The sequence below is a fragment of the Acidobacteriota bacterium genome, from assembly GCA_003696075.1.
Lineage (GTDB): Bacteria > Acidobacteriota > Polarisedimenticolia > J045 > J045 > J045.
This window is the reverse complement of record RFHH01000169.1, coordinates 1-23173: the sequence shown is the minus strand read 5'-3', so window position 1 is coordinate 23173 and position 23173 is coordinate 1. Positions and strand designations below refer to the sequence as shown.

The following is a 23173-nucleotide window of genomic DNA, read 5'->3' as shown; positions in this document are numbered from 1 at the left end:
GAGCTGGCCGCGGAGATCGGGGCGCGCCGAACGAACGAGTCCTACCTCCCCGGTGTCGTGTTGCCGCCGGCCGTCACGGTGTCGGCCGACCTGGCGGAGGTCGTGCGGGGAGCCGCGATGACGGTGCTCGCCGTCCCCACGCAGCGGCTGAGGGGACTCCTCGAGACCCACCGGGAGGCGCCCTGGCCCTCGGCGCCGATCGCCATCGCCTGCAAGGGGATCGAGGTGGGGACGCGGGCGCTCCCCAGCCGCATCGTCGAGGAAACGCTCGGCGAGGCCGCCGGGGGGAGGGTCGTGGTCCTTTCCGGGCCCTCGTTCGCCGCGGAGCTGGCCGCCGGCGAGCCGACGGCGGTGGTGGCGGCCTCCGCCGACCGGGAGGCGGCGGGAGCGGTCCAGCGGCGGCTGAGCCTCCGCAACCTGAGGGTCTACACCTCGTCCGATCCTCTGGGCGTCCAGTTGGCGGCCGCCCTCAAGAACGTCGTCGCGATCGCCGCCGGAATCGCCGACGGCCTCGGGCACGGGTCGAACACCGCGGCGGCTCTCATCACCCGTTCCCTGGCCGAGATCGCGCGTCTCGGCGTGGCGCTCGGCGCGCGCCGGGAAACGTTCGCCGGGCTGGCGGGCGTGGGGGATCTGGTGTTGACCTGCACCGGGGGCCTTTCGAGGAACCGGCACGTGGGCCGGGAGCTGGGCCGGGGCCGCAGTCTGGCCGATGTTCTGGGTGAGATGCAGATGGTCGCCGAGGGGGTGGAGACCTCCAGGGCGGCGCGCGAGCTGGCGGCGGAGGCCGGAGTCGAGATGCCGATCGTCGAGCAGGTGCACGCCGTCCTGTTCCGCGGAAAAGCCCCGGCGGACGCCCTGAGAGAGCTGCTCTCTCGCCCCCTCAAGGCGGAGGACGAGGAGGCGCCCTCCCCGTGATCGACACCCACTGCCACCTTTTGCCGGGAATCGACGACGGGCCGGCGGACCTGGAGCGTGCCCTGGGCATGGCGAGGATCGCCGTCGAAGACGGCGTCCGCACGGCGATCGTCACCCCGCACATGAGAGAGGGACTGTTCCTGAACGAACGTCCCGCGATCCTCGAAGCGGTCGACCGGTTCCGCGAAGCGCTCGCCGCTCACGACATCCCGCTCCGGATCGTTCCCGGCTCCGAAGTGCATCTGGGCCCGCGCCTCGCGGAGAGGATCTCCGCCGGGCGGCTGATGACCTACGGCGACGCGGGCCGGTACCTCCTTCTCGAATGCCCGGACCGGGCCCGGCCCCCGCGACTGGAGGAGACGATCTTCGAGCTGCGCGTCGCCGGCGTGACGCCGGTTCTCGCGCACCCGGAGCGGATCCGCCACTTTCGCGACGATCCGGAGAGCTACGAGGAGATGCTTCGCTTGGGCGCCCTCGGGCAGATCACCGCGTCGAGCCTGCTCGGCACCTTCGGGCCGGCGATCCGCTCCCTTTCCGAGGAGTGGGTGCGCCGGGGTTTGGTGCACCTTCTCGGCAGCGACGCCCACGACCGGTCCTACCGACCGCCGCGCCTCGCGGCCGCCCGCCGCCGATGGGCGGAACTCGCCGGGGAGGAGAGCGCGAGGCTGGCCACGGAGGTGTGGCCCGAGGCGCTGATCGAGGGAGCGGCGATCGAGCCCCCGGAGCCGCGGCCCCCGGAACGGAGGTCGCTGTGGCGAAGATGGTTCGGCGCGAGTTGACCCTTCGGGAAAGGCGCACGTATGCTGCCCGGCGCCCGCGCCCAGCCGGCGCATCGGGGGGCGCGACGCCGGCGGCCGGCGGAGGAAGGACGATGATCGAGCGACGGTTCCGTCGGTGGCGCGTCGTGGCGGCGATCGCGGTCGCCGCCGGGCTGGCGGGCTGCGCCGCCGGCCCGGCACCGCGTCCGCGCGAGCGCGGTCCGCTCGCGCACTACCAGATGGCGCGGATGTACTTCGGGCAGGGGAAGATCCCGGAGGCCCTGGAAGAGATCGACCGTTCGCTCGAGCTCGACGACTCGCTCCCCCAGGTCCACTTCTACAAGGGCTTCATCTTCTGGTCGCTCGAGCGCTGGGAAGAGGCGGCCCGTTCCTTCGAGCGCGCCGTCGCGATCCACCCTTACTACACCGACGCGCGGATGTACCTGGCGACGTGCTACGAGAATCTCGGCCGCCCGGACGACGCGCTGGCGGAGCTGGATGAGGCCCTTCACGACCGGACCTATCCCTATCCGGAGAAGATCCACCTGAACAAAGGACTGATCCTGTTCCGCCAGGGACGCTCGGGGGAGGCGCTGCGGGAGCTGCGGCGGGCCGTCGAGATCCGGCCGAAGTACCACCGCGCCCACTACGAGATGGCGAAGGTTCTCGAGAGCATGGGGCGCGGTGAAGAAGCGCTCGAGGCGTTCGCGGCCGCGGCCCCCGGCTACGAGGAGGACCCGGGCTTCCACTACCGCTACGGCGCGGCGCTGTTCCGGGCGGGACGGCGCGAGGAGGCGGGGAAGGAGCTGCGGCGGGCCATCGAACTCGCCCCGGGCTCCGAGACGGCGGCCAAGGCGCGCGACCTGCTCGAGGTGATCGGTTGATGTTCGACCGCGTCCGGAAGCGGCTCCGCGAAGGTCTGGGCCGCACGCGGCAGGCGGTGGCGCAGGGGCTCGCGCGGGTCGCGCGCCCCGGCCGCCGGATCGACCGGGAACTCCTGGACGAGGTCGAGGAGATCCTCGTCGAAGCGGACCTCGGGCCCGAGCTGGCCTCCGAGCTGGTCGTCCGGATCGAATCGAAAGCGCGGGGCCGGACGGTGGCCGGGGCGGAAGAGCTCCTGGAACTCGTCCGCGAGGAGTTGCGGCCGCTCTTGCCCGAGGCACGGGAGAGCCCGGGGGAGACGGCGCGCCCGACGGTGGTGCTGGTGGCCGGCGTCAACGGCTCGGGGAAGACCACCACGGCCGGAAAGCTGGCGGCGCGCTGGGCGGGCGAGGGACGCCGCGTCGTCCTGGCGGCGGCCGACACGTTCCGGGCGGCCGCCGTCGAGCAGCTCGTCGCCTGGGCCGAGCGCGCCGGGGCGCGGATCGTCCGTGCCGGGCCGGGTGCCGATCCGGCGGCCGTGGCGTTCGACGCCTGCGCCGCGGGTGCCGCGAGCGGAGCCGACCGGGTGATCGTGGACACCGCCGGGCGCCTCCACACGAGGCGTCCCCTCATGGACGAGCTCACCAAGATCGCTCGAGCCGTGGGCAAGGCCGTCGCCGGTGCTCCCCACGAGACGCTGCTCGTGGTCGACGGGACCACGGGGCGGAATGCCGTGGTGCAGGCGCGCGAGTTCGCCCGGGCGCTCGACCTGACGGGGCTGGTGGTGACGAAACTCGACGGAACGGCCCGAGGCGGTGCCGTGATCGGAATCGGGCGCGAGCTCGGGCTGCCCGTCCGGTACGTCGGAGTCGGGGAACGACCGGAGGATCTGCTCGATTTCGACCCCGACGAGTTCCTGTCGGGTCTGCTCCTCCCCCCCGACGCGGAACCGGCGGCGGGCCGTCCGTGAGCCGAGCCGAGGACCTCCTTTTCCTCCGACGGGCGATCGAGCTGGCCGATCGCGCCGGCCGCGCCGCCGCTCCGAACCCGCGCGTCGGGGCCGTGATCGTCCGCGGGTCGGAGGTGGTGGGCGAGGGGTGGCACGAGCGAGCCGGGGAAGCCCACGCCGAGGTGCGGGCCCTCGAAGCGGCGGGACCCGAGGCCGCCGGGGCGACGCTGTACGCGTCCCTCGAGCCCTGCGCGCACACGGGGCGGACTCCTCCCTGCTGCCGCGCGATCGCCGCCGCCGGGATCGCGCGCGTCGTCGTCCCTCTGGTCGATCCCGATCCGCGCGTCAACGGCCGCGGGCTGGCCGCGCTGCGGGAGGCGGGGATCGCGACGGAACTGGCGGGAGACCCGGAGGTGACGGCGGCGGCGCGTCGCGTTCTCGAGGACTACCTGGTGCACCGGGCCGAGGGGCGCGCGTTTCTCGTGTGGAAGGTGGCGGCGAGTCTCGATGGGCGGATCGCCGACGCCGCCGGGATGGCCCGCTGGATCACCGGCCCCGCCGCGCGCGAGCGCGGCCGTTCGCTTCGCGACCGATTCGGGGCGGTGATCGTCGGCGCGGGGACGATCGCCGCCGACGACCCGATCCTTCTCCCGCCGACGAGGCCGCCGGAAGGGGGGCCGTTCCTGCGATGTGTGATCGACGGCCGGCTGCGGGTCGATCCCGGCGCGAGGATCTTCGACGACTCCTCGGCTCCCGTCGTCGTCTACACCCGTGACGACGTCGACCCGCAGCGCGCCGCGGCGGTCGAGGCGCGGGGGGCGGAGGTCGTCAGAACGCCGGCAGGCCCGGACGGGAGGATCCGCCCGGAAGCGGTGCTCGCCGATCTGGCCCGCCGGGACGTCCTCGGGGCCGTCCTGGAAGGGGGCGGCAGCACGGCGGGTCCCTTCCTCGCTGCCGGCGTGGTGGACAAGGTTTTGTGGTTCTCGGCGGCCCGGATCCTGGGCGCCGGAGGGCGTCCGGCGGTCGGCGAGGTTTCGTTCCCGCTGGGCGAGAGCCCTCGCTTCCGCATTGCGGGGCTGGAGCGGATCGGAGAGGATGTGCTCCTGACGCTCGAGCGCGAGCGTTCCGAGGAGCCGTGTTCACCGGACTCGTCCGCGACATAGGAAGGGTCGCGGCCGCGCGCGCCGCGGCCGGGGGCATGCGGATCGCCATCCGCCACGCCCTGCCCGGGGGGCCGCTGGCCCGCGGGGAGAGCGTGGCGGTCGACGGCTGCTGCCTGACGGCGCTCGCCGTCGCCCCTGGGCGCTTCGAGGCCGACCTTTCGCCCGAGACGCTGGCGCGCACGGGAGGGCCGGACCGCTGGCGCACAGGCCGGCGGGTGAACCTGGAGCGGGCGGCGCGCCTCGGTGACCGTCTGGGAGGCCACATCGTGCAAGGCCACCTGGACGGGCTCGTGAGGCTGCTCTCGCGGCGGGACCTGCCCGATGGCTCGGCGGTGATCCGGGTGGAGCTGCCGGCGGAGGCGGCGCACCTGGTGTGCGAGAAGGGCTCGGTGGCGCTCGACGGGGTGAGCCTCACGGTCGCCCGCCTCGGGACGGGATGGTTCGAGGTGGCCCTCATCCCCGAGACGCTGGCCGCGACCACCCTCGGGGAGCGGCGGGCCGGCGACCGGCTCGGGGTCGAATTCGACGTCTTGGCGAAGTACGCGGAGCGCGCCCTCTCCGCGCTTCGCCCGGCAGCCCGCCGCGGCCGCGGGCCGAGGTGACCGGACGATGCCCTTTGCCACCATCGAAGAAGCGCTGGCGGAGATCCGCGCCGGAAGGATGATCGTCGTCGTGGACGACGAGGAGCGGGAGAACGAGGGCGACCTCACGATCGCCGCCGAGAAGGTCACGCCCGAGGCGATCAACTTCATGGCCAAGCACGGACGCGGGCTCATCTGCCTGGCGATGACGGAGGAACGGCTGGACGAGCTGCAGATCCCCCTGATGGTCCCGGAGAACACGACGAAGTTCCAGACGGCGTTCTGCGTTTCGATCGAGGCGCGGCACGGAACGACGACCGGGATCAGCGCGGCCGACCGGGCGGCGACCGTGCGGGCAGCGATCGATCCGGCGACGCGGCCCGAGGACCTGCTGCGGCCCGGGCACATGTTCCCCTTGCGGGCGGTGAACGGGGGCGTCCTGAGACGGGCCGGGCAAACGGAGGCGGCGGTCGACCTCGCCCGCCTCGCGGGCCTGTATCCGGCCGGGGTCATCTGCGAGGTCATGAACGAGGACGGGACGATGGCCCGCGTTCCGGACCTCGAGCGCTTCTGCGCCCGGCACGGGCTGAAGATGATCACCATCGCCGACCTCATCCGGTACCGGATGGAGCACGAGCAGCTCGTCCGGCGGGTGGCATCACCCGAGCTGCCCACCGAGCACGGCCGGTTCGTCGTGCACGCTTTCGAGAACGACGTCGACTCGCAAACCCACCTGGCCCTGGTGATGGGAGAGATGCGGCCGGACGAGCCGGTGCTGGTGCGGGTGCACAGCGAGTGCCTGACCGGCGACGTGTTCGGATCCCGGCGCTGCGACTGCGGCCGGCAGCTCCAGCAGGCCATGGCAGCGATCGCCCGGGAGGGCAAGGGCGTGGTCCTCTACCTCCGCCAGGAGGGGCGGGGGATCGGCCTCGTCAACAAGCTGAAGGCCTACGAGATCCAGGAGCAGGGGCACGACACGGTGGAGGCCAACCTCGCCCTCGGGTTCCAGCCCGACCAGCGGGAGTACGGCATCGGGGCGCAGATCCTGTTCCAGCTCGGGGTGCGGAAGATCCGGCTCTTGACGAACAATCCGAGGAAGTTCGTCGCGCTGAGAGGCTACGGCCTCGAGATCGTCGAGAGGGTGCCGCTCGAGGTGCCGCCGACGGAAGAGAACCGGGACTACCTGAGAACCAAGAAGGACAAGCTGGGGCATCTCCTGCGGGGCGTGTGACCCCCCGCGACCGCTTGACGGGGCCGCCGGATCTGCTAACCTCGCGGTTTCGCGCGGGTTTCCCGCGCCCCGGGGCGATTGTGTTCGAAAGCCTGAGCGAACGCCTGCGCGGCGTGGTGGGCCGCGTGCGAGGCAGCGGCCGCATCACCGAGAAGGACCTCGACGAGGCCCTGCGGGAGATCCGTGTCGCCCTGCTCGAGGCGGACGTCGCCTACCGCGTCGTGCGCGAGTTCCTCGCCCGCGTGCGCGAGAAGTCCCTCGGGCAAGAGGTCCTCAGGAGCCTGACGCCCGGCCAGCAGGTGGTGCGGATCGTGCGGGACGAGCTGGTGCGGTTGCTCGGCGGGTCGGATGCCCGGACGCCCTTGCGGACGTCGCCCCACCCTCCGTCGGTCTACATGCTCGCGGGGCTCCAGGGATCCGGGAAAACCACGACTGCCGCCAAGCTCGGACGCTGGCTGGCGGGACGCGGCCGCCATCCCCTCGTCGCGCCGGTCGACCTGCAACGGCCCGCGGCGGTGCTGCAGGCGATCCAGGTCGCGCGCCAGGCGGGCGTCGCGGCCTTCGAGCACGACGGCACGGGAGATCCGGTGTCCCGCGCGCGGGAAGCGGTCACGGAGGCGCGCCGGCAAGGTTTCGACGTGGTGCTGCTCGACACCGCGGGACGGCTTCACGTCGACGACGACCTGATGGACGAGCTCGTGGCGATCCGGGACGCCGTCGAGCCCGTCGAGCGGCTCTATGTCGCCGATGCGATGACCGGACAGGACGCCGTGCGTTCGGCGGCGGCTTTCCACGAGCGGATCGGGCTGACGGGCGTGGTCCTGACGAAGCTCGACGGCGACGCCCGGGGTGGGGCGGCGCTGTCGGTGGCGGCGGTGACGGGCGTCCCGGTGCGTTTCGCGGGCGTCGGGGAGAAGACCGACGCGCTGGAGCCGTTCGACCCCGAGCGGATGGCGGGCCGGATTCTCGGTATGGGGGACGTGCTCGGCCTGATCGAGCGAGCCGAGGCGGCCATCGACCGGGAGGAGGCGAAGCGGATCGAGCGTTCGGTGAGGTCGCGCCAGTTCACGCTCGAGACCTTCCGCGACGCCCTGCGCCAGATGAGGCGCATGGGGCCGCTCCAGCAGATCCTCGGGATGCTTCCGGGCGCCGCCCTTCCCCCCGGCGTCGAGGTGGACGAGCGGGAGGTGGTCCGCATGGAAGCGATCATCGATTCGATGACGCGGGAAGAGCGGGCCAACTGGAGGCTGATCGACGGTTCCCGCCGGCGGCGGATCGCGCGGGGTTCCGGAACGCGGGTGCAGGACGTCAACAGACTGCTCAAGCAGTTCATGGAGATGCAAAAGATGATGAAACGGCTCGACCCGAAGCGCGGCCGGCGCGGGCTCCGCGGCCTGCTCGGGCGCTGAAGGCCGGCCGAAACCAGGAGAGGACGCTGTGCTCAAAATCAGACTCCGGCGTGAGGGTTCCCGGAACCACCCCTTCTTCCGGGTGGTCGTCTCGGACTCGCGCCGCACACCCACGGGACCGACGGTCGAGACGATCGGCTACTACGATCCCAAGGTCGATCCGCCGGCCGTGAAGTTGGATCTGGAGAGGTACCGCCACTGGATCGACCGGGGCGCCCATGCCTCCGACACGGTTCGCAGCCTGTACAAGCGCGTGGCCGGCGAGACCGGCGAGGAGAGCGCACCGTGACGCTCGACGAACGCCTCCAGAAGCTCCTGGCGGAGGTCGCGCGGGCGCTGGTCGACAATCCCGATGCGGTGAAAGTGCACGTGCGGGACGGCCGCCGGGCCACGAGGTTCGACATCGAGGTCGACGCGAAGGACCGCGGCCAGCTGATCGGCCGGGAGGGGATGACGATCAGGAGCCTTCGGACCCTGGCCTCGGTCTGCGCCACCCGTCACCGGCGTCGGTTCGAGGTCGAGGTGCCGGGCTGAGGAACCGCATGGATGCCCGCGAGGGCCAGGTGCTGCTCGGCGCGATCCGCAGGCCCTGGGGCCGCCGCGGGGAGCTCCTCCTCCAGCTCGAGACGGACTGGCCGTACCTCCGGTTCCGCCCGGGCCGGACGGTCCGCATCCTCCTCGCGGGAGGGCGCGAGGTGAAGCACGAGGTGGAAGGGTTCCGGATGATCGGAGATCGCCCGCTTCTCAAGCTCGAGGGTGTCGACGGGATCGGCGAGGCCGAGAGGCTGCGCGGCGGAACGATCGTGGCCCTTCCCGACGAGCTGGAGCCCGTTCCCGGCGGCGAACCGCGCCTGGCGGACCTTCCGGGTCTCGAGGTGCTCTCCCGCAGCGGGCAGCGGCTGGGGACGGTGCGGGGGGTGCTGGAGGCCCCGGCCGCCCATCTCGCCGAGCTCGCCCTCGAGGACGGATCGCAGGTGCTGGTGCCGCTCGTGCCGCCGATCTTGACGGCCATCGATCTGGCGCGGGGGTGCCTCGTGATCGATCCGCCACCGGGACTTCTCGATCCCGGTGAAGCTCTCGTGGCCGGGGAGGGACCGTGAGCGGGCCGGGGGAGGCGGTCTCCGCGTCCGGGCGGCCCGCGCTCGAGTTCGTCGTCGTCACCATCTTCCCCGGGATGTTTCCGGGACCTCTGGCCTGGGGGGTGGTCGGCAAGGCGATGGAGCGGGGGCTCTTGCGGGTGCAGGCGCGCGATCTCCGGGAATTCGCCGACCCACCCCACCGGCAGGTCGACGATGCGCCCTTCGGCGGGGGAGCCGGTATGGTCCTCAAGCCGGAGCCGCTTTTCCGTGCGGTTCGGGCGATCCGGAGCGAGCGGCCGGAAACGCCCACAAGGGTGGTCCTCCTCGACCCGGGAGGGCGCCGTTTCGACAGCCGGCTCGCGCGCGAGCTGAGCCGGATCCCCAGGGTGGTCCTGATCTGCGGGCGCTACGAAGGGGTCGACGAGCGCGTGCGGGAGCACCTGGTGGACGATGAGATCTCGATCGGAGACTATGTTCTGTCCGGAGGCGAGCTCGCCGCGATGGTCGTCGTGGAGGCGACGGCCCGATTCGTGCCGGGAGTCGTCGGCCGGGCGGAGTCGGTGGCGGCGGACTCGTTCGAGAACCGCCGGCTGGATCACCCGCACTACACGCGGCCGGCGAGCTTCGAAGGGATGGAGGTGCCGCGTGTCCTGCTCTCCGGCGATCATGCGCGGATCGAGGCGTGGCGCCGGGAACGGGCGGAGGCGCGGACGCGGGAGCGCCGGCCCGACTTGATCGACGCCGGGTCCCCGGAAGCGGGGGCGGGCGACGAAGCGAGGAACGAGAGATGAGCGACGAGCTGATCCGGATCGTGGAAGCGCCGTACCGCAAGGCCGATGTCCCGGAGTTCGGCCCCGGCGACACGGTGAAGGTGCACGTGCGCGTCCGCGAAGGTGACAAGGAGCGGATCCAGATCTTCCAAGGGGTCGTGCTGGGGCGGAAGCATGGCACGGCCTCTCCCCGGGCGACCTTCCGGGTCCGGAAGGTCAGCGGGGGCGTGGGGGTGGAGCGGGTCTTTCCGCTGCACTCGCCGATGGTGGCGCGGATCGAGGTGGTCCGGCGCGGCCGGGTGAGGCGCGCGAAGCTGTACTACCTGCGCGGCCGTTCCGGTAAGGCCGCCCGCATCCGGGAGCGCCGCCAGGCCTGACCGTGAGCGCCGAGCGACAGCGGATCCTCGCCGAGGCGGCGGCGGCCGCGCGGCGGGGCGACTTCGCCGCCGCCGCCGAAAGCTACCGGAAGCTGCTGACGAGCTACCCGCGCGACCTGCTGGTGCGGCAGCGGTTCGGCGACGCGCTGGCGCGGGCCGGGCGCGCCGAGGAGGCGCGCGCGGTCTTCGAAGCCCTCGCCGAGAGCTATCGGGAAGCGGGACACCCGCAACGGGCTCTGGCCGCGCTCCGGCGGGCGGTCAACCTCTCGCCCGACGATCCGGAGCTGCGGGAGCGGCTCGCGGCACGCCTGCTCGAGCGGGGGTTGAAGCGCGAGGCGCGGGCGGCGCTCGAGGAGGCGGTCGCGGCCGCGCACCGCGCGGGCGATTCCCAGGCGGCTTTGCGGAGCCGGCGGGAGGTGGTGCGGCTCTTTCCGGAGGATCGCGAGGCGCTGGCGGCGCTGGCGGAGGAGGCCGAGGCGGCCGGCGAACCGCTGGCCGCGTGGGGGGCGCGGTGGCGGCTGGCGGCCGCGCACGCGGCCGCGGGCGAGCTCGATGCGGCCTTGGAGGCGCTCAAGACCGCGCTGCGGTCGATACCCGCGGCGGCCACCTGCGACGGCGAGGTCGCCGACGCGGTGGGGGCCCTCGTTTCGGCCGGCTGCGAGTCGTTGCCCGCGGAGGCCGGGGAAGAGGGCGAGGGGGGGAGCGCGGCGGCGGGGTGGCGGCTTCTCCGGGCGGAATTCGCCCTGGCGCTCGGCCGGCGGAAGGCCGCGGAGGAGATCCTCGAAGGCGACCTCTCGGCCGAAGAGCCGGCCCTGCACCTCTGGTCGGCGCGTCTTTTCGCGGCGCTCGGTCGGGAGGTCGACGCGGCGGCCGCTCTGTCGAAGGGGGCGGAGCTGGCGCGGGCCGGAGGGACGAGCGAGACCTACCGGACGGCGGCGGCCGCCATCATCCAGCGCTTCCCCGGGATCGAGGCCGCGCTGCCCCCGGGCAGCTCGCTCCGCGCGGTGCCGGCGGGGGCCCCGGACCGCGGGCCGTCCGCGCGGCTCCCCGAGGAGATCGAGGCACGGCTCGTCGAGGCGGCCACGATGCTCGAGCACGGCCTGGTGGAGCCGGCGGCCGAGGTGCTCGGAAGTCTGCCGGGGGATTGGGGGCGCAAGGGAGCTCATCCCCGGATCGACGCCCTCCGCCGGCGTGTGGCGGCCGCCGCCGGAGTGGCGGTCGAGCCGGCCACGCCGCGCGGCGCGGAGCCGCCGAGGGGGCAGCCGGGGACGGTCGGCCCGGCCCGCCCATCGCCGCCGGCGCCGGACGACGACGATGTGGTCGTCCTGATCGAGGACGAGGGTGAGTCGGCGGACGAACCTGTCCCGGAGGCCGCGACCCGCACGCAGCCGATCCCCGTGCCGGAGATCGAGCCGGCCGAGACCGGCTCGGTGGACCGGCTGGCGATCTACCTGGGAGAGGAGCTTCCGTCCGGTCCGGAGCACGCGGAGACCCGCTATCAGATGGCGATCGGGCTTCTCGAGATGGGGCTCGAAGGGCAGGCCGCGGAATTGCTGGCCGGGTGCCTGGATGGGGGACCGCGTCATTGGGACGCCGCGCTCGAGCTGGTCCGGGGACAGCTCCGGAAAGGGCGGTCGGGGCGCGCGCTCGAGACGGCGCGCCGGGCGCTCGAGACGGGTCCGGCCGATGCGAACCCCGCCCGGGTCGAGATCCTCGTGACCGCCACGCGCCTGGCGCTGGAGGCGGGGAAGAAGGCGGAAGCGGAGCGTCACCTCGCCGAGCTGACCCGGACCGCCCCCGAGCACCCGGGTCTGGAGATTCTCCGCAGCCTCTGCGAAGCGTCATGATCTTGACGCCCCCTGTCAAAATTTTGACTCCCGGCTCGGCCGGCCACTCCGGCGATCCGGTGCTCAACTCATTGAAAAACCAAGGCTTGTGCTCGCAGGCGCCCGGGGCGGGCTACCGGCGGGTTGTCGCGCTCCGGAACACCCTCGTGAGGCGAAGTCCCTGATTTTCGGACACTCGCGCCGTTTTCCGGCCGCCGCTGTGGTTTTGGCCTTGATTTTGCTGTACGGTGCAACAAAGAGTTGAGGCGCGCTTGCCGCGTCTCTGGCGCGGCGGCCGGTGAACGCAGTTAGACGCGGATTGCCTGACCAACACCCCTTCCCAACCCCTTCCCTTGACGCTGGAGAGTGACCGACCGGCCGCCGCCGCCTAAACCTCAGCCTCACCGATCCAGCGATCCATCCTCGACAGTTTCGGGCACGCTTCCGCGGCGCTGGTGTCCGACGGGCCGACGCGGCGGGCCGATCCCCGGTACGGACGCCCGCGGCTGGCCCCGGGACGTCCGTCGAGTCCGCCGGGGAAGTGGGCCCCCGACCGTGGGAAACGGCCCGAAACTCGGTGTCGCACAGGAACTTCGGTCCGATCCCCGACGATCGTGGCCTTCGGATCCACCGGGTCCCGCCACGTGCAACCCCGGCGGTGCGCTTTTCCGGCGAACCCGAGGGCGCCCCGGCAGTTGGGAGAGCAGGCCGGTCACCTCGCGCGGCTGGGGTTGAACCCCCCTACGTCTCGATCCGTCCGCGCCGGCTTCGAACCGCTGCGGATGCAGCCGGCGGCCTTCGGGCGCCCGGCGGCTTGGATCCGGGACAGCGCCACCGGCGCGCCGGGGTCCGGGGCCCTGGGAGGGCCGCTCAGCGGCAGCCGCCGGCGACCCGGAGGCGGTCGCGGTCGAGCAGCTCGATCCTCCCGCTTCGCTCCCGGATCGCCCCTTCGCGCTTCAACCGCGCGAGGGCGCGGGAGAAGCTCTCGGGAGTCATCCCCAGACGTGCGGCGAGGAGCGACTTCTCGACCGGCAGCACCAAAGCCGGTCCCTCCCCGTCGGCCGCCGCTTCGGCGAGGAATCTCGCCACCCGCTCGGTCGTCGTCCGCGCCTGGCGCTGTTCGAGTTCCCGGACGAGGTGCGCCAGCTTCCGCGAAAGCTCGGCGATGACCTGGAGCCCGGTTTCCGGGCTCGCCAACAGCAGGCGCCGATAGGCCGTTCCCGGAACCGCCAGGACGCGGGCCTCGCTCGCCGCCTCTCCCCACGCGGGATAGGACGCCAGGCCCAGCGCCGCGGCCTCCGCGAAGCTCTCGGGACGGCGCACGACGCGGAGGACGACCCGCTCACCCTGGGCGCTCAGGCGATACAGGACGACCCAGCCCGAAAGGGCGACGAAGAACGCGTGCGCCGAGTCCCCGGCGGCGAAGAGAAGCTCGCCGCGGCGGTAGATCCGCGCGGAGGATGCTTCCAGGAGCCGCTCCCGGTCGCGCGGCTCCAGCCGCACGAACAACGGGTGCCGGGCGACGGCGCGGCGGTCGGCGTCCGTCAACATCGCCGCCGCCGCTCCGAGGCGGCGCCGCGATACGACCTCCTTGCTCTTCGCGCCCCGGTCACGACTCCATTCCGCTACTCCTCCGCGTCTTCCTGGAGGCTGCGAACGTACGCCACCACATTGCGGATGGCCGTGTCGTCGAGGTAGGGGGCGCCGCCCTTGGGGGGCATCTCGAGGCCCATGATGTTCTCGGGATCGGTCACCCGCCGCCCTCTCTTGACGTACGCGACGAGCTCCTCGTCGGTGTGCTCGCGGACGAACTTCGAGTGGACGAGGTCGGCCCCGGTCTTGGGGATTCCCCGGCCGTCGGGACCGTGGCAGGTGACGCACACCGACATGAACACCCGCCTGCCAGCCTCGAGGTCTGGCTCGAAATCGGGCGCCGGTGCGGCCGGCGCGGAGGCCGGCGCCGCCGAGGCGGGTGCCTTGGGCGGTTCCCCGCCGCCACAGGCCACGGCGAGCGAGGCCAGGGTCAAGATGGGGGCGAGGGCGCCCCGGTGCCGTCCGGCGCCGCTTCCGGTTCGGTACATCCGGTTCCTCCCGTACGGGGCTCCGCGCGCCACCGCGCCCGCACCGTCCGTCGATCCGGCTACCAGCCGGCCGGCCAACGCGATTCGCCGCGCCACCGGTCCGCCCGGCGCAGGCTAACCGCCCGCCCGACGGAGTTCAAGCCCCGGCGGGGCGGTGGAATCGGGTCCCCTCCCGCGGGAGAATGCCGGACCGGTGAAGGGGGTCCCTTGACGGGCGTCAAGGAATGGGGGGAATCCCTCTTCCAAGAATGGTGACTTCCCGCTCGGTCGAGCGACGGGCCCGCGGCCCGGGCGCGGAGCGGCCGAGCCGACCGACTTGCAATGCGGCGTGCGTCCGGCCCGTCCGGCGCGAGCCGCGATGGGGAGGAGACGATGCGGCCATGGTGGAGAGCCTTCGGCTTCCTGGCGGTGCTCGGCGCCGCGATCCTGGTCCTCGTGCCGGCATGCCAGCAGCGCGGGCAGGGCGCGGCCGCCGGCTCGGCGGCGGACCGGATCGCGGCGGAGAGGTCGCTGAGCCCCGATGACGTCGTCGCGGCCCTCAAGACCTACATGCCCACCGGGCGGCAGGACGAGTACATCATGTTCGCCTCGGGCGGTCACAGCGGGCAGGTCCTCATGATCGGGCTCCCCTCGATGCGCCTCCTGCGCGTGATCGCCGTGTTCACGCCGGAACCGTGGCAGGGTTGGGGTTACGGCACGGGAGGCGACATCCTCGCTCAGGGGGCGGTGGATGGAAAGGCGATCCTGTGGGGCGACACCCATCACCCCGCCCTCAGCGAGACCGGCGGCGACTACGACGGCCAGTGGCTGTTCATCAACGACAAGGCGAACGCCCGTGTCGCGGTCATCGATCTGCGCGACTTCGAGACCAAACAGATCGTCAAGAACCCCGTCGCGCTCAACGATCACGGCGGAACGATGGTCACCCCGAACACCGAGTACGTGATCGAGGGCGGGCAGTATGCTCAGCCGCTCGGCTGGTCGTATGCGCCGATCGACGAGTACAACGCCAAGTACCGCGGCATGGTCACGTTCTGGAAATTCGATCGCGAGAAGGGACGGATCGACAAGGACCGTTCGTTCGCCCTCGAACTTCCGCCGTACTGGCAGGACCTGTTCGACGCCGGGAAGAAGGTCAGCGAAGGATGGGTGTTCGGTAATTCCTTCAACACCGAGCTGGCCACCGGAGGCGTGGAATCTGGCAACGCCCCGTTCGAGGCCGGGGCGAGCCAGCGCGACGAGGACTACCTGCACATCATCAACCTGCGGAAGGCCGTCGAGGTGTTCGAGGCGGGCAAGTACGAGAAGGTCCGCGGGTTCCCGGTCATCCCGATCGAGACCAGCGTGAAGGAGGGAATCCTCTACTTCGCTCCGGAGCCGAAGAGCCCTCACGGCGTCGACGTGGCGCCCGGAGGAGAGTACATCGTCGTCTCCGGCAAGCTCGATCCACACGTCACCGTCTACTCCTTCGAGAAGATCCAGCGGGCGATCGCCGCGAAGAAGTGGACCGAGGACAAGTACGGAATCCCCGTGCTGGACATCGACGCGGTGCGCGAGGCGCAGATCGAGGTCGGCCTCGGACCGCTGCACACCCAGTTCGACGACAAGGGCTACGCCTACACCTCACTGTTCCTGGACTCCGCCGTGGCGAGGTGGACCCTCGGCGGCCCGTACGGCGCGAAGAACCCCGAGGACGACTGGCAGTTGGTGGCGAAGATCCCCGTCCACTACAACGTCGGTCACATCGCGGCGGCGGAGGGCGACACGGTGTCGCCGGACGGCAAGTATCTCGTTTCGCTCAACAAATGGTCGGTGGATCGCTTCTTCCCGACGGGCCCGCTGCTGCCGCAGAACCTGCAGTTGATCGACATCGACAACACCGGCGACGCCATGCAGCTTCTCTACGACATGCCGATCGGTCTCGGCGAGCCGCACTACGCCCAGATCGTGAAGGCGGACAAGCTGAAGCCCTGGGAGGTCTACCCGGAGATCGGGTGGGACACCGCCCATCAGCGAAAGGATCCCCAGGCGCCGACGTCCGGCAAGGAGCGGATCGAGCGCCGCGGGCGCACGGTGGAGATCTTCATGACCGCCGTCCGCAGCCACTTCAATCCGGAGCATGTCGAGGTCCACGAGGGCGACCACGTGATCTGGCACATCACCAACGTCGAGCGCGCCAAGGACGCCACCCATGGCTTCGTGCTGCCGGGTTACAACATCAATCTGAGCATCGAGCCGGGCGAAACCGACACGATCGAATTCGACGCCGACCGGTCGGGGACGTTCACGTTCTACTGCTCGGAGTTCTGCTCGGCGCTGCACCTCGAGATGACCGGCTACTTCCTGGTGAAGCCGTAGTCTTCTTCCCCCGGGCGGGCGGGGCGGCTGGCGCGCCGCCCCGCCGCCGCCCGCGAGGATGACCATGCCCACGCTCGTCGACCGCGTTCTCGGGCCCCGAATTCCGCACGAGGAGCTGCACCGCGATCCGCTCCGGTTCCGGCTGCCGACGATTCTCCTGTTGACGGCGTCGCTCCTGCTGGTCGCTTCGGTGTTTCTGCCTTACTGGCAGATGACGCTGCTGGCCCCGCAGTACCCGGGCGGCCTGAGGGTCAACGCCTACCTCAACCGGCTGGAGGGCGATGTCCACGAGATCGACGAGCTCAACCATTACATCGGCATGCGTCCGCTTCAGGACGCCGCCATGCTCGAGCGCTCGATCTCCGTCTACGGAGTCGTGATGCTCTCGCTGCTCGTCGCGGGTGCTGTCTTCGTGCACAGCCGGTGGGCCGGCGTCCTGTCGCTCCCCGCCCTCATTTTCCCGGCGGTGTTCCTCGGAGACCTGTACTACTGGCTGCGCACCTTCGGCCACGAACTCGACCCGCGGGCGCCGCTGTCGCGGGCGATCAAGCCGTTCACGCCACCCGTGCTCGGGGTCGGTCGCGTCGGGCAGTTCAAGACGGTCGCCATTCCGGGAGCCGGCCTCTGGCTCGCCTTCGCCGCATCGCTGTTGATCGCCGCCGGCCTGTACTATCACCGGCGGGCCTACAAGCCGCTGGTGGAGCGGGCGCTCGCGGCGGGCCGGACGTGATCGGCGTGCCCCGGCGGGCCACACGCGCCGCGGCGGGGTTGGCCGCGCTTTTGGCGGCGAGCCTCCCCGGCATGCCCTTCGACCTCGCCGCGGCGATCGAGGCCGCGCGAGAGGGGGAGACGATCGCCGTCCCGGCCGGGGTGCATCGCGGCCACTTCGTCCTGCGCAAGCGGGTGACGCTCCAGGGGGAACCGGGGGCCGTCCTGGACGGGAACGGCGAAGGGGACATCGTGCGCATCGAGGCACCGGGGGTGGTCGTGCGCGGTCTGACGTTGCGCGGCACCGGGACCTCGCTCGATCGCGAGAACGCCGCCATCACGGTCTTGGCCCCCCGCGCCCGTATCGAAGAGAACGTGATCGAGGACGCGCTGTTCGGGATCTACCTGAAGAACGCACCCGGCTCGATTCTCCGCGCGAACCGGATTTCGGGAAAAGCCCTGCCGCTGCCCCGCCGCGGGGACGGTATCCGCGTCTGGTACAGCCCCGACTGCACGATCGCGGGGAACGTGGTGGAGGACGTCCGCGACGTGGTGCTGTGGTTTTCGAACGGCCTCGTCGTTCGGGGCAATCGAGTCCGGCGAAGCCGCTATGGCCTGCATTTCATGTACAGCGACGACAACGTGCTGGAGGAGAATGTCCTCGAGTCGAACTCGGTGGGCGCGTTCCTGATGTACTCCCGGCGGTTGACCCTTCGGCGGAACATCTTCCGGCGCAACCGGGGGCCGAGCGGGTATGGGGTGGGGTTGAAGGACATGGACGGGGTGGAGGCGGAGGGCAACCTCTTCGCCCTGAACCGGATCGGCCTCTACTTCGACAACTCCCCGCGCGAGATCGACATCAGGCAGCATTTCCGGAGGAATCTGTTCGCCTACAACGACATTGCGATCGCCTTCCTTCCCAGCGTAAGGCGCAACGTCTTCAGCGCCAACACGTTTTACGACAACGTGGAGCAGGTCGCGGTGCTCGGAGCCGGAGAGCTGGTGGGCAACGAGTTCGCCGAGTCCGGGAGAGGGAACTACTGGAGCGATTACCGGGGCTACGACCGGGACGGGGACGGGATCGGGGATCTTCCCTACGAGGCGAGGAACTTCTTCGAGAATCTCGTCGACCGGCATCGCGAGCTGCGGATCCTGCTGCTGAGCCCGGTGGAAACGGCGGTCAACCTGGCCATGCGGGCTTTTCCTCTGGTCCCGCCCCGCGTGAAACTGGTCGATCCGGCGCCGCTCACCGTTCCCGCCCACGCGGTGCCCGCGCCCCGGCGGGAAGGGGCGCGGTGGCCTATCCTGATCGCCGCCGCGGTGCTGCTGGCCGCGGCCGGATTCGGCTCGGCCGCGCCGGGGCTGGCCCGGCCGTCGGCGCGGCGACGCGCCGAGGCCGGCGGCGTTTCGGGGCCGGAGGAGACGGACGTTCCCGCGATCGTCGTCCGCAACCTGACCAAGTGCTTCGGCGCGCTTCGGGCCGTCGACGGTGTCGACATCGAGGTCGCGCGGGGAAGCGCCCTCGCGTTGTGGGGCGAGAACGGGGCGGGCAAGACCACCGTCCTCAAGTGCCTGCTCGGGATCTACCGGTGCGGGGGGACCGTCACCATCGACGGGCACCGGGCGGGGCCCGCGGCCAAGGATGCCCGCCGGCGGATCGGCTACGTCCCGCAAGAGCTGACCTTCTACGACGATCTTCCCGCCCGCGAGTATCTCGAGTTCGTCGCGCGCGTGAGGGATCTCGACCGGTCGGCGGTCGACCGGGAACTGGAACGGGTGGGGCTGGCGGATCACGCCGGGAAGCGAATCGGCGCGCTCTCCGGCGGAATGAAGCAGCGGCTCGCTCTCGCCGCGGCTCTGCTCGGCCGCCCCACGGTCCTGCTGCTCGACGAGATGACCTCGAATCTGGACGCCGCCGCCCGCGAAAGCCTGCTCTCCCTGCTCGAGGACCTGAAAGCCGAGGGTCAGACCATCGTGTTCACCACGCACAGGGTCGAGGAGGCGGAGCGGCTCGCCGATCGCGTGCTGCTGCTCGAGCGCGGCCGCGTCTTCTGGAGCGGGCCGGCAGCCCGGATGCGCGAACGGCTCGGGGGGATCGCGCTCGTGACGGTGCGCGTGCCGGCCGGCGAGCTCGAGCGGGCGCTCGGCGTGCTCGCGCGCGCCGGGTACAGGACGAGGGCCGCCGGACCGCTGCTGCTGCTCCGGGTTCCGGCCGCGCGCAAGGCGGGACCGCTGATGGCCCTGGCGCGCGCGGGCGTGGAGGTGGTCGATTTCGCGGTCGATGGAGCGACCGAGAGCGCGCCGCGGCCGGACGGCCCGGCGGGAGAGGCGGGACGATGAGCCTGCGCTCGGTGGCGGCGGTGGCCGGCCTGCAGAGCGGCGAGGCTCTGCGCAACCGCTGGTTCCTCCTGTATGCGGTGGCCTTCGCGCTGCTGGCCGTGGGACTTTCGGCCCTTTCGGCGCTGGGGGCGGGTCAGGTCGGCCTCACCGGCTTCGGGCGCACCACCGCGAGCCTGATCAACCTCTCTCTCCTCGTCGTTCCCCTGATGGGGCTCACCGCCGGAGCGACCGCCCTCGCCGCCGAGCGCGAACGGGGAACCCTCGAGCTTCTCGCGGCCCTCCCCCTCACGCGAGGCGAGATCCTGGCCGGAAAGTTCGCCGGACTGTCGATCGCCCTCGGCGCGGCCCTGGCGGCGGCATTGGGGATCACGGGCCTCGCCATCGCGGCGGGAGGTGGCCTCGAGGACCTCGGAGCGTACCTCGTGTTCGCGTTGAGCACGGTCCTGCTCGGACTGGCGATGCTCGCCGTGGGCCTGCTCGTCTCGGCGCTGGCGCCGCGGGCGTCGCTCGCGCTCGGCGTCGCGCTGAGCCTGTGGTTTCTGTTCGCGTTCCTGTCCGACCTCGGTCTCATCGGCAGCTCGCTCGTTCTCCGACTGGGACCGGAAGCCCTCTTCCGGGCGGTGCTCGTCAATCCGCTCCAGGCCTACAAGCTCGCGGTGCTCGCCGCGATCGGCTCCTCGCTCGACGTGCTCGGCCCGGCGGGGCACTACGCGATGCGAACGTTCGGGGACACCCTGCTTCCGCTGCTCGGAGGTGTCCTCCTCGTCTGGACCGTCCTGCCGCTGCTGCTCGCGGGGGTCGTGCTCCACCGCCGGGACCATCCGTGAGGATCCGGCTCGTCCAGCAGGCGCTCGCCGCGGCGGCCGCCCTCGCGTCGGCGTGCGGGGCACCTCCGCCGCCCGGGCCTCCGGAGGTCCGCTACGGCGAGGACGTCTGCCGCTTCTGCGGCATGATCGTCTCCGACGAGCGCTTCGGCGTGGCGGCGCTGATGTCCGGGGAAGGGGGCCGCGCCGAGATGCGCCTGTACGACGATGTCGGCTGTCTGCTGGCCGATCTCGAGCGCTCCGAGGCGGTTCCCGTCCAGATCTGGGTCAAGGCGTTCGCGACCGGGGAGTGGCTGGAGGCCCGGGAGGCTCTCTTCGTCCGCGACGAGGCGATCGCCTCGCCGATGCTCTCCGGAATCGCGGCTTGTGCGTCGCCCGCCGATCCGCCTTGCGGGGGGCGCCCGCCGGCGACCCTTCTGCGATGGGACCTGTTGCGCGGACTCGGAGCCGCGGCGCTCCCGTCCCGGGGCGGTTCATGATGCCGGGGGTGCGACCCTCGGCCCGGTGAGGATGGGCGCGAAGCGCGCCGCGTAGGCGAGGTAGGCAGCACCGAACACGATCCCGGCGGCGGCGAGGCCCGCCCCCCGCCAGGATTCCGGGGCCAGCTCGGCTCCGATCCTGAGGGCGGCGGCGACGGAAGGCCCGGCAAACGCGACGGCGAGCAGGGGAGGTGCCACCCGGGGCCGGCCGGTGTGCCCCAGGCCCGCGCGGGTGGCGATCCCCAGGATCATCGTCCCCATCGCCCCGAGTGTGAAGGCGTGGATCGCCGCGGTGCGGGGGAGGGGAGCCCCCGCCGCCATCGCGGCCAGCAGCGCGTAGCCGGCGGGCAACCACGCGTAGCCGGCGTGGAGGACCAGCGTCAGCGCGTCGCGCCTCGCGGAGGCCGGCCGCCATCCCCACCACCGGACGAGATGCACCGCCGCGGCGGCGGGCGAGACCAGCAGGAGCGCGCTTCGCGATCCGGCGAGATCAAGAAGACCCGTCCCGAGCGTGGCCGCGACGGCAAGGAGGTCGAGCCCTGTCCGGCTGCGGACGGACGCCGCCCGGCCTTCCGGCAGGAGGCGCCGGGTGAACGCGGGCACGATTCGCCCGGAGATCACGGCGATCAGGAAGACGTACGAATGTGTCGCCCCGACCAAGCCCAGTCGGCGGCCGCCGGGCCAGGCCCCGCACGCGCCCGCATGGAACGCCAGGTCGGCCGCGGCCAGGACGAGCAGTCCCGCGGGGACGGGCAGCGGGGCGCGCCCCGGGGCACGCCCCGCGGTCCACAAGGCGATCGCCGCCAGCACGCAGAGGAACGGGGCATCGGCCAGCGCGGCGGCCGCCGGTGTAATCGATCCCGCCGCGAGAGCCGCCGCCCGCCCGGCGAGCCACAGGGCGAACGCAGCGGCGAGTCGCCCGCCGGCGAGAGGCGGCGTGCCGGTCCAGTTGGGCAACGCCGTCAGCGCGAAGCCGGCGGCGGCCGCGCCGGCGAAACCGAAGAGCATCTCGTGGCCGTGCCAGAAAAGCCCACCGCGCGCCGCGGGCCCGGTGCCGTGGGCGAGCGCGGCGAGCCAGAGGCCGGTTGCCGACACGGCCCAGATCGCGCCTCCCAAGAAGAAACAGCGGAATCCACCGGAGAACAGCCAGCGCCACCGGTCGAGGATCATCGGAACTCCGATAGCCGCGGGCGCGGGCGCGGCGAGCGCCCGTCGGAAAGCCGGCGGGAGAGTAGCGGGTGGCGGCGAAGCTCCCCTTGATGGGAGTCAACCCGCGGAAGGTGCTTCCTCGATAGTGCGATGGCGCGCCGGCGGGGCCGGGCGGCCTCGCCCCCGGCAGCCGCGGGCGCTACCATCGGCGGCCATGCGGGAGCCGGTGCACGACGGGCGGGAAACCGGCGCCGAGGCGATGCGGCGCGATCGGGAACTCCTCGCGGAAGCCTGCGGCGGCATCCGGTCGCGGACGCACGGCTGGGCCAACCCCGTGCTGACGCTCGGGCGCACGCAGAGGCTGGGCGCCGCCGCGGCGGGGGAACTCGCCGCCGCCGGCGTCGAAGCGGTCGGACGTCCCACGGGGGGAGGGTGGCTCCTCCACCTGCCCGGGGATCTCGCGCTGACGCTCGCCGTTCCCGGTCCTCTCGCGCGCGGGAGCCTGCGGGAAGCGGCCCGCGCCACCGGCGCCCTCATCGTGGAAGCCCTGCGGTCGCTCGGCGTGGAGGCGAGCCTCGCTCCGGGTGCCCACCCGCCGCGGCGGGCGGAGGGCTGCTTTTCCCGAGCCGATCGCGACGAGGTCGTCGCGGGCGGCGTGAAGGTCGCCGGGGTGGCCGTCGCCCGGTGCCGGAGCGGTCTTCTCGTGCAGGCCGCGGTCCCGCTCGTTCCCGCTCCGGAGGCACTCGCGGCGGTGGCCGAGCGGTGGGATCCGCAACGCGCCCGGGCGGTGGAGCGCCTGGCCGGCATCGAGGAAGCGCGCCTGGCCGAGGGGATCGCCGCGTCCGCGTCGGCCGGTGCCTTCCGGCTCGCCTCGGCAACGCTCCGGGGAGCGCTCCGGTGATCGGGATCGTGCGGCCGGCACCGAACCGCGCCTCGACCGCGCCGCCGCCGGCGTCGTCGTGGCGGTGGCTCGCTCTGGCGGCGCTCGCCGCGGCGGGCTGCGCGACGGTGGGGGAAACCGCCAGCCCGCCGCCGTCCCGCCCGGTGCGGATCGTCGAGCTGTTCGTCCGCGACCTGCGCACGGCATCGGGCCGTCTCGAGCGTCCGGTCCTGGCCCGGGCCGCGGACGACCTGGCGCTCGAACTCACCGGCGGCGGTGATCGCCTGCCCTTCGACGCGTGGGCCGAGCTGGCCGCCGGGGGGGCGCGGGTCGTGGGCCGGCCGGCGGCGGCGCCGCTGGCGCGGGCGGTCGCCGAGAGGGTCTTCCTGGCTGCCGGAAGCGAGAGCCGCGAGCCCGCCGCATCCCTGCCGG

23 protein-coding genes are annotated in these 23173 nt (G+C 72.3%); 20 read left to right on the top strand and 3 right to left on the bottom strand.

Going from position 1 to position 23173, the window contains the following annotated elements; genetic code table 11:
• From D6718_11405 to D6718_11345, 13 genes are all read left to right on the top strand, one after another.
• The coding region (locus D6718_11405; protein RMG43801.1) for an NAD(P)-dependent glycerol-3-phosphate dehydrogenase at positions 1 to 918 on the top strand (918 nt) is incomplete at its 5' end.
• A 322-nt stretch (positions 919 to 1240) separates the two neighbouring features.
• Complete coding sequence (locus D6718_11400) at positions 1241 to 2560, top strand: tetratricopeptide repeat protein (protein ID RMG43800.1); 1320 nt, start codon at positions 1241 to 1243, stop codon at positions 2558 to 2560.
• Positions 2560 to 3507: a signal recognition particle-docking protein FtsY gene (gene ftsY, locus D6718_11395; protein RMG43799.1), complete on the top strand. Its 948-nt coding sequence runs from the start codon at positions 2560 to 2562 to the stop codon at positions 3505 to 3507. The genes D6718_11400 and ftsY overlap by 1 nt, the downstream gene beginning before the upstream one ends.
• Entirely contained in the window at positions 3504 to 4649 is a 1146-nt protein-coding gene (gene ribD / locus D6718_11390) for a bifunctional diaminohydroxyphosphoribosylaminopyrimidine deaminase/5-amino-6-(5-phosphoribosylamino)uracil reductase RibD (protein ID RMG43798.1), read from the top strand. Before ftsY ends, ribD begins: the two co-directional genes overlap by 4 nt.
• Positions 4622 to 5251, top strand: a complete 630-nt coding sequence (locus D6718_11385; protein RMG43797.1) for a riboflavin synthase — start codon at positions 4622 to 4624, stop codon at positions 5249 to 5251. Before ribD ends, D6718_11385 begins: the two co-directional genes overlap by 28 nt.
• Positions 5252 to 5258: 7 nt before the next feature.
• Positions 5259 to 6461, top strand: coding sequence for a bifunctional 3,4-dihydroxy-2-butanone-4-phosphate synthase/GTP cyclohydrolase II (locus D6718_11380; GenBank protein RMG43796.1), 1203 nt, complete (start codon positions 5259 to 5261; stop codon positions 6459 to 6461).
• Between the two features lie 77 nt (positions 6462 to 6538).
• Positions 6539 to 7870, top strand: coding sequence for a signal recognition particle protein (locus D6718_11375; protein RMG43803.1), 1332 nt, complete (start codon positions 6539 to 6541; stop codon positions 7868 to 7870).
• A gap of 28 nt (positions 7871 to 7898) precedes the next feature.
• The gene (locus tag D6718_11370; protein RMG43795.1) at positions 7899 to 8159 is read left to right on the top strand and encodes a 30S ribosomal protein S16; all 261 of its coding nucleotides are present in this window, start codon (positions 7899 to 7901) and stop codon (positions 8157 to 8159) included.
• The gene (locus D6718_11365) at positions 8069 to 8404 is read left to right on the top strand and encodes a KH domain-containing protein (protein RMG43794.1); all 336 of its coding nucleotides are present in this window, start codon (positions 8069 to 8071) and stop codon (positions 8402 to 8404) included. The genes D6718_11370 and D6718_11365 overlap by 91 nt, the downstream gene beginning before the upstream one ends.
• Positions 8405 to 8412: 8 nt before the next feature.
• Positions 8413 to 8970 carry a 16S rRNA processing protein RimM gene (gene rimM / locus D6718_11360; protein RMG43793.1) on the top strand — a complete coding sequence of 186 codons (558 nt, stop codon included), beginning with the start codon at positions 8413 to 8415 and terminating at the stop codon, positions 8968 to 8970.
• 74 nt (positions 8971 to 9044) lie between these two features.
• Complete coding sequence (gene trmD / locus D6718_11355) at positions 9045 to 9740, top strand: tRNA (guanosine(37)-N1)-methyltransferase TrmD (protein ID RMG43802.1); 696 nt, start codon at positions 9045 to 9047, stop codon at positions 9738 to 9740.
• A complete protein-coding gene (locus D6718_11350) occupies positions 9737 to 10096 on the top strand; it encodes a 50S ribosomal protein L19 (GenBank protein ID RMG43792.1) in 360 nt (119 codons plus the stop codon). The genes trmD and D6718_11350 overlap by 4 nt, the downstream gene beginning before the upstream one ends.
• Positions 10097 to 10098: 2 nt before the next feature.
• A complete protein-coding gene (locus D6718_11345; GenBank protein ID RMG43791.1) occupies positions 10099 to 11943 on the top strand; it encodes a tetratricopeptide repeat protein in 1845 nt (614 codons plus the stop codon).
• An 849-nt stretch (positions 11944 to 12792) separates the two neighbouring features.
• Here D6718_11345 and D6718_11340 read toward each other — a convergent pair.
• On the bottom strand, positions 12793 to 13473 hold the full coding sequence (locus D6718_11340) for a Crp/Fnr family transcriptional regulator (protein ID RMG43790.1): 681 nt from the start codon (positions 13471 to 13473) through the stop codon (positions 12793 to 12795).
• Positions 13474 to 13547: 74 nt separating this feature from the next.
• Complete coding sequence (locus D6718_11335; protein RMG43789.1) at positions 13548 to 14003, bottom strand: cytochrome c; 456 nt, start codon at positions 14001 to 14003, stop codon at positions 13548 to 13550.
• A 372-nt stretch (positions 14004 to 14375) separates the two neighbouring features.
• On the opposite strand from D6718_11335, the gene nosZ reads away from it, so the two are divergent.
• The 5 genes from nosZ to D6718_11310 all read left to right on the top strand — a co-directional run bounded on the left by nosZ (position 14376) and on the right by D6718_11310 (position 20712).
• Complete coding sequence (nosZ, locus tag D6718_11330) at positions 14376 to 16361, top strand: Sec-dependent nitrous-oxide reductase (protein ID RMG43788.1); 1986 nt, start codon at positions 14376 to 14378, stop codon at positions 16359 to 16361.
• 64 nt (positions 16362 to 16425) lie between these two features.
• On the top strand, positions 16426 to 17091 hold the full coding sequence (locus D6718_11325) for a cytochrome C (GenBank protein ID RMG43787.1): 666 nt from the start codon (positions 16426 to 16428) through the stop codon (positions 17089 to 17091).
• Positions 17088 to 19409 (top strand): nitrous oxide reductase family maturation protein NosD, encoded by a 2322-nt coding sequence (nosD, locus tag D6718_11320; GenBank protein RMG43786.1) that lies wholly within the window; start codon positions 17088 to 17090, stop codon positions 19407 to 19409. Before D6718_11325 ends, nosD begins: the two co-directional genes overlap by 4 nt.
• Positions 19406 to 20236 (top strand): ABC transporter permease, encoded by an 831-nt coding sequence (locus D6718_11315; GenBank protein RMG43785.1) that lies wholly within the window; start codon positions 19406 to 19408, stop codon positions 20234 to 20236. The genes nosD and D6718_11315 overlap by 4 nt, the downstream gene beginning before the upstream one ends.
• Positions 20233 to 20712, top strand: a complete 480-nt coding sequence (locus D6718_11310) for a hypothetical protein (GenBank protein RMG43784.1) — start codon at positions 20233 to 20235, stop codon at positions 20710 to 20712. The genes D6718_11315 and D6718_11310 overlap by 4 nt, the downstream gene beginning before the upstream one ends.
• On the opposite strand, the gene D6718_11305 is transcribed toward D6718_11310, so the two are convergent.
• Positions 20707 to 21882: an NnrS family protein gene (locus D6718_11305; protein RMG43783.1), complete on the bottom strand. Its 1176-nt coding sequence runs from the start codon at positions 21880 to 21882 to the stop codon at positions 20707 to 20709. The two genes, D6718_11310 and D6718_11305, sit on opposite strands and share 6 nt — an antisense overlap.
• Positions 21883 to 22075: 193 nt before the next feature.
• Here D6718_11305 and D6718_11300 point away from each other — a divergent pair, with 193 nt between their 5' ends.
• Both D6718_11300 and D6718_11295 read left to right on the top strand, forming a co-directional pair.
• On the top strand, positions 22076 to 22762 hold the full coding sequence (locus D6718_11300) for a hypothetical protein (GenBank protein ID RMG43782.1): 687 nt from the start codon (positions 22076 to 22078) through the stop codon (positions 22760 to 22762).
• Positions 22759 to 23173, top strand: a 415-nt coding sequence (locus tag D6718_11295) for a hypothetical protein (protein RMG43781.1), incomplete at its 3' end; no start/stop codon positions are given. The genes D6718_11300 and D6718_11295, both read left to right, overlap by 4 nt.

Coding starts and splice junctions, on each gene's coding strand:
- D6718_11400 (RMG43800.1), top strand. CDS start 1,241: ATGCCCGGACCGGGCCCGGCCCCCGCGACTGGAGGAGACGATCTTCGA.
- ftsY (RMG43799.1), top strand. CDS start 2,560: ATGTTCGACCGCGTCCGGAAGCGGCTCCGCGAAGGTCTGGGCCGCACG.
- D6718_11380 (RMG43796.1), top strand. CDS start 5,259: ATGCCCTTTGCCACCATCGAAGAAGCGCTGGCGGAGATCCGCGCCGGA.
- rimM (RMG43793.1), top strand. CDS start 8,413: ATGGATGCCCGCGAGGGCCAGGTGCTGCTCGGCGCGATCCGCAGGCCC.
- trmD (RMG43802.1), top strand. CDS start 9,045: ATGTTTCCGGGACCTCTGGCCTGGGGGGTGGTCGGCAAGGCGATGGAG.
- D6718_11350 (RMG43792.1), top strand. CDS start 9,737: ATGAGCGACGAGCTGATCCGGATCGTGGAAGCGCCGTACCGCAAGGCC.
- D6718_11340 (RMG43790.1), bottom strand. CDS start 13,473: ATGTTGACGGACGCCGACCGCCGCGCCGTCGCCCGGCACCCGTTGTTC.
- D6718_11335 (RMG43789.1), bottom strand. CDS start 14,003: ATGTACCGAACCGGAAGCGGCGCCGGACGGCACCGGGGCGCCCTCGCC.
- nosZ (RMG43788.1), top strand. CDS start 14,376: ATGCGGCCATGGTGGAGAGCCTTCGGCTTCCTGGCGGTGCTCGGCGCC.
- D6718_11325 (RMG43787.1), top strand. CDS start 16,426: ATGCCCACGCTCGTCGACCGCGTTCTCGGGCCCCGAATTCCGCACGAG.
- D6718_11315 (RMG43785.1), top strand. CDS start 19,406: ATGAGCCTGCGCTCGGTGGCGGCGGTGGCCGGCCTGCAGAGCGGCGAG.
- D6718_11305 (RMG43783.1), bottom strand. CDS start 21,882: ATGATCCTCGACCGGTGGCGCTGGCTGTTCTCCGGTGGATTCCGCTGT.
- D6718_11300 (RMG43782.1), top strand. CDS start 22,076: ATGCGGGAGCCGGTGCACGACGGGCGGGAAACCGGCGCCGAGGCGATG.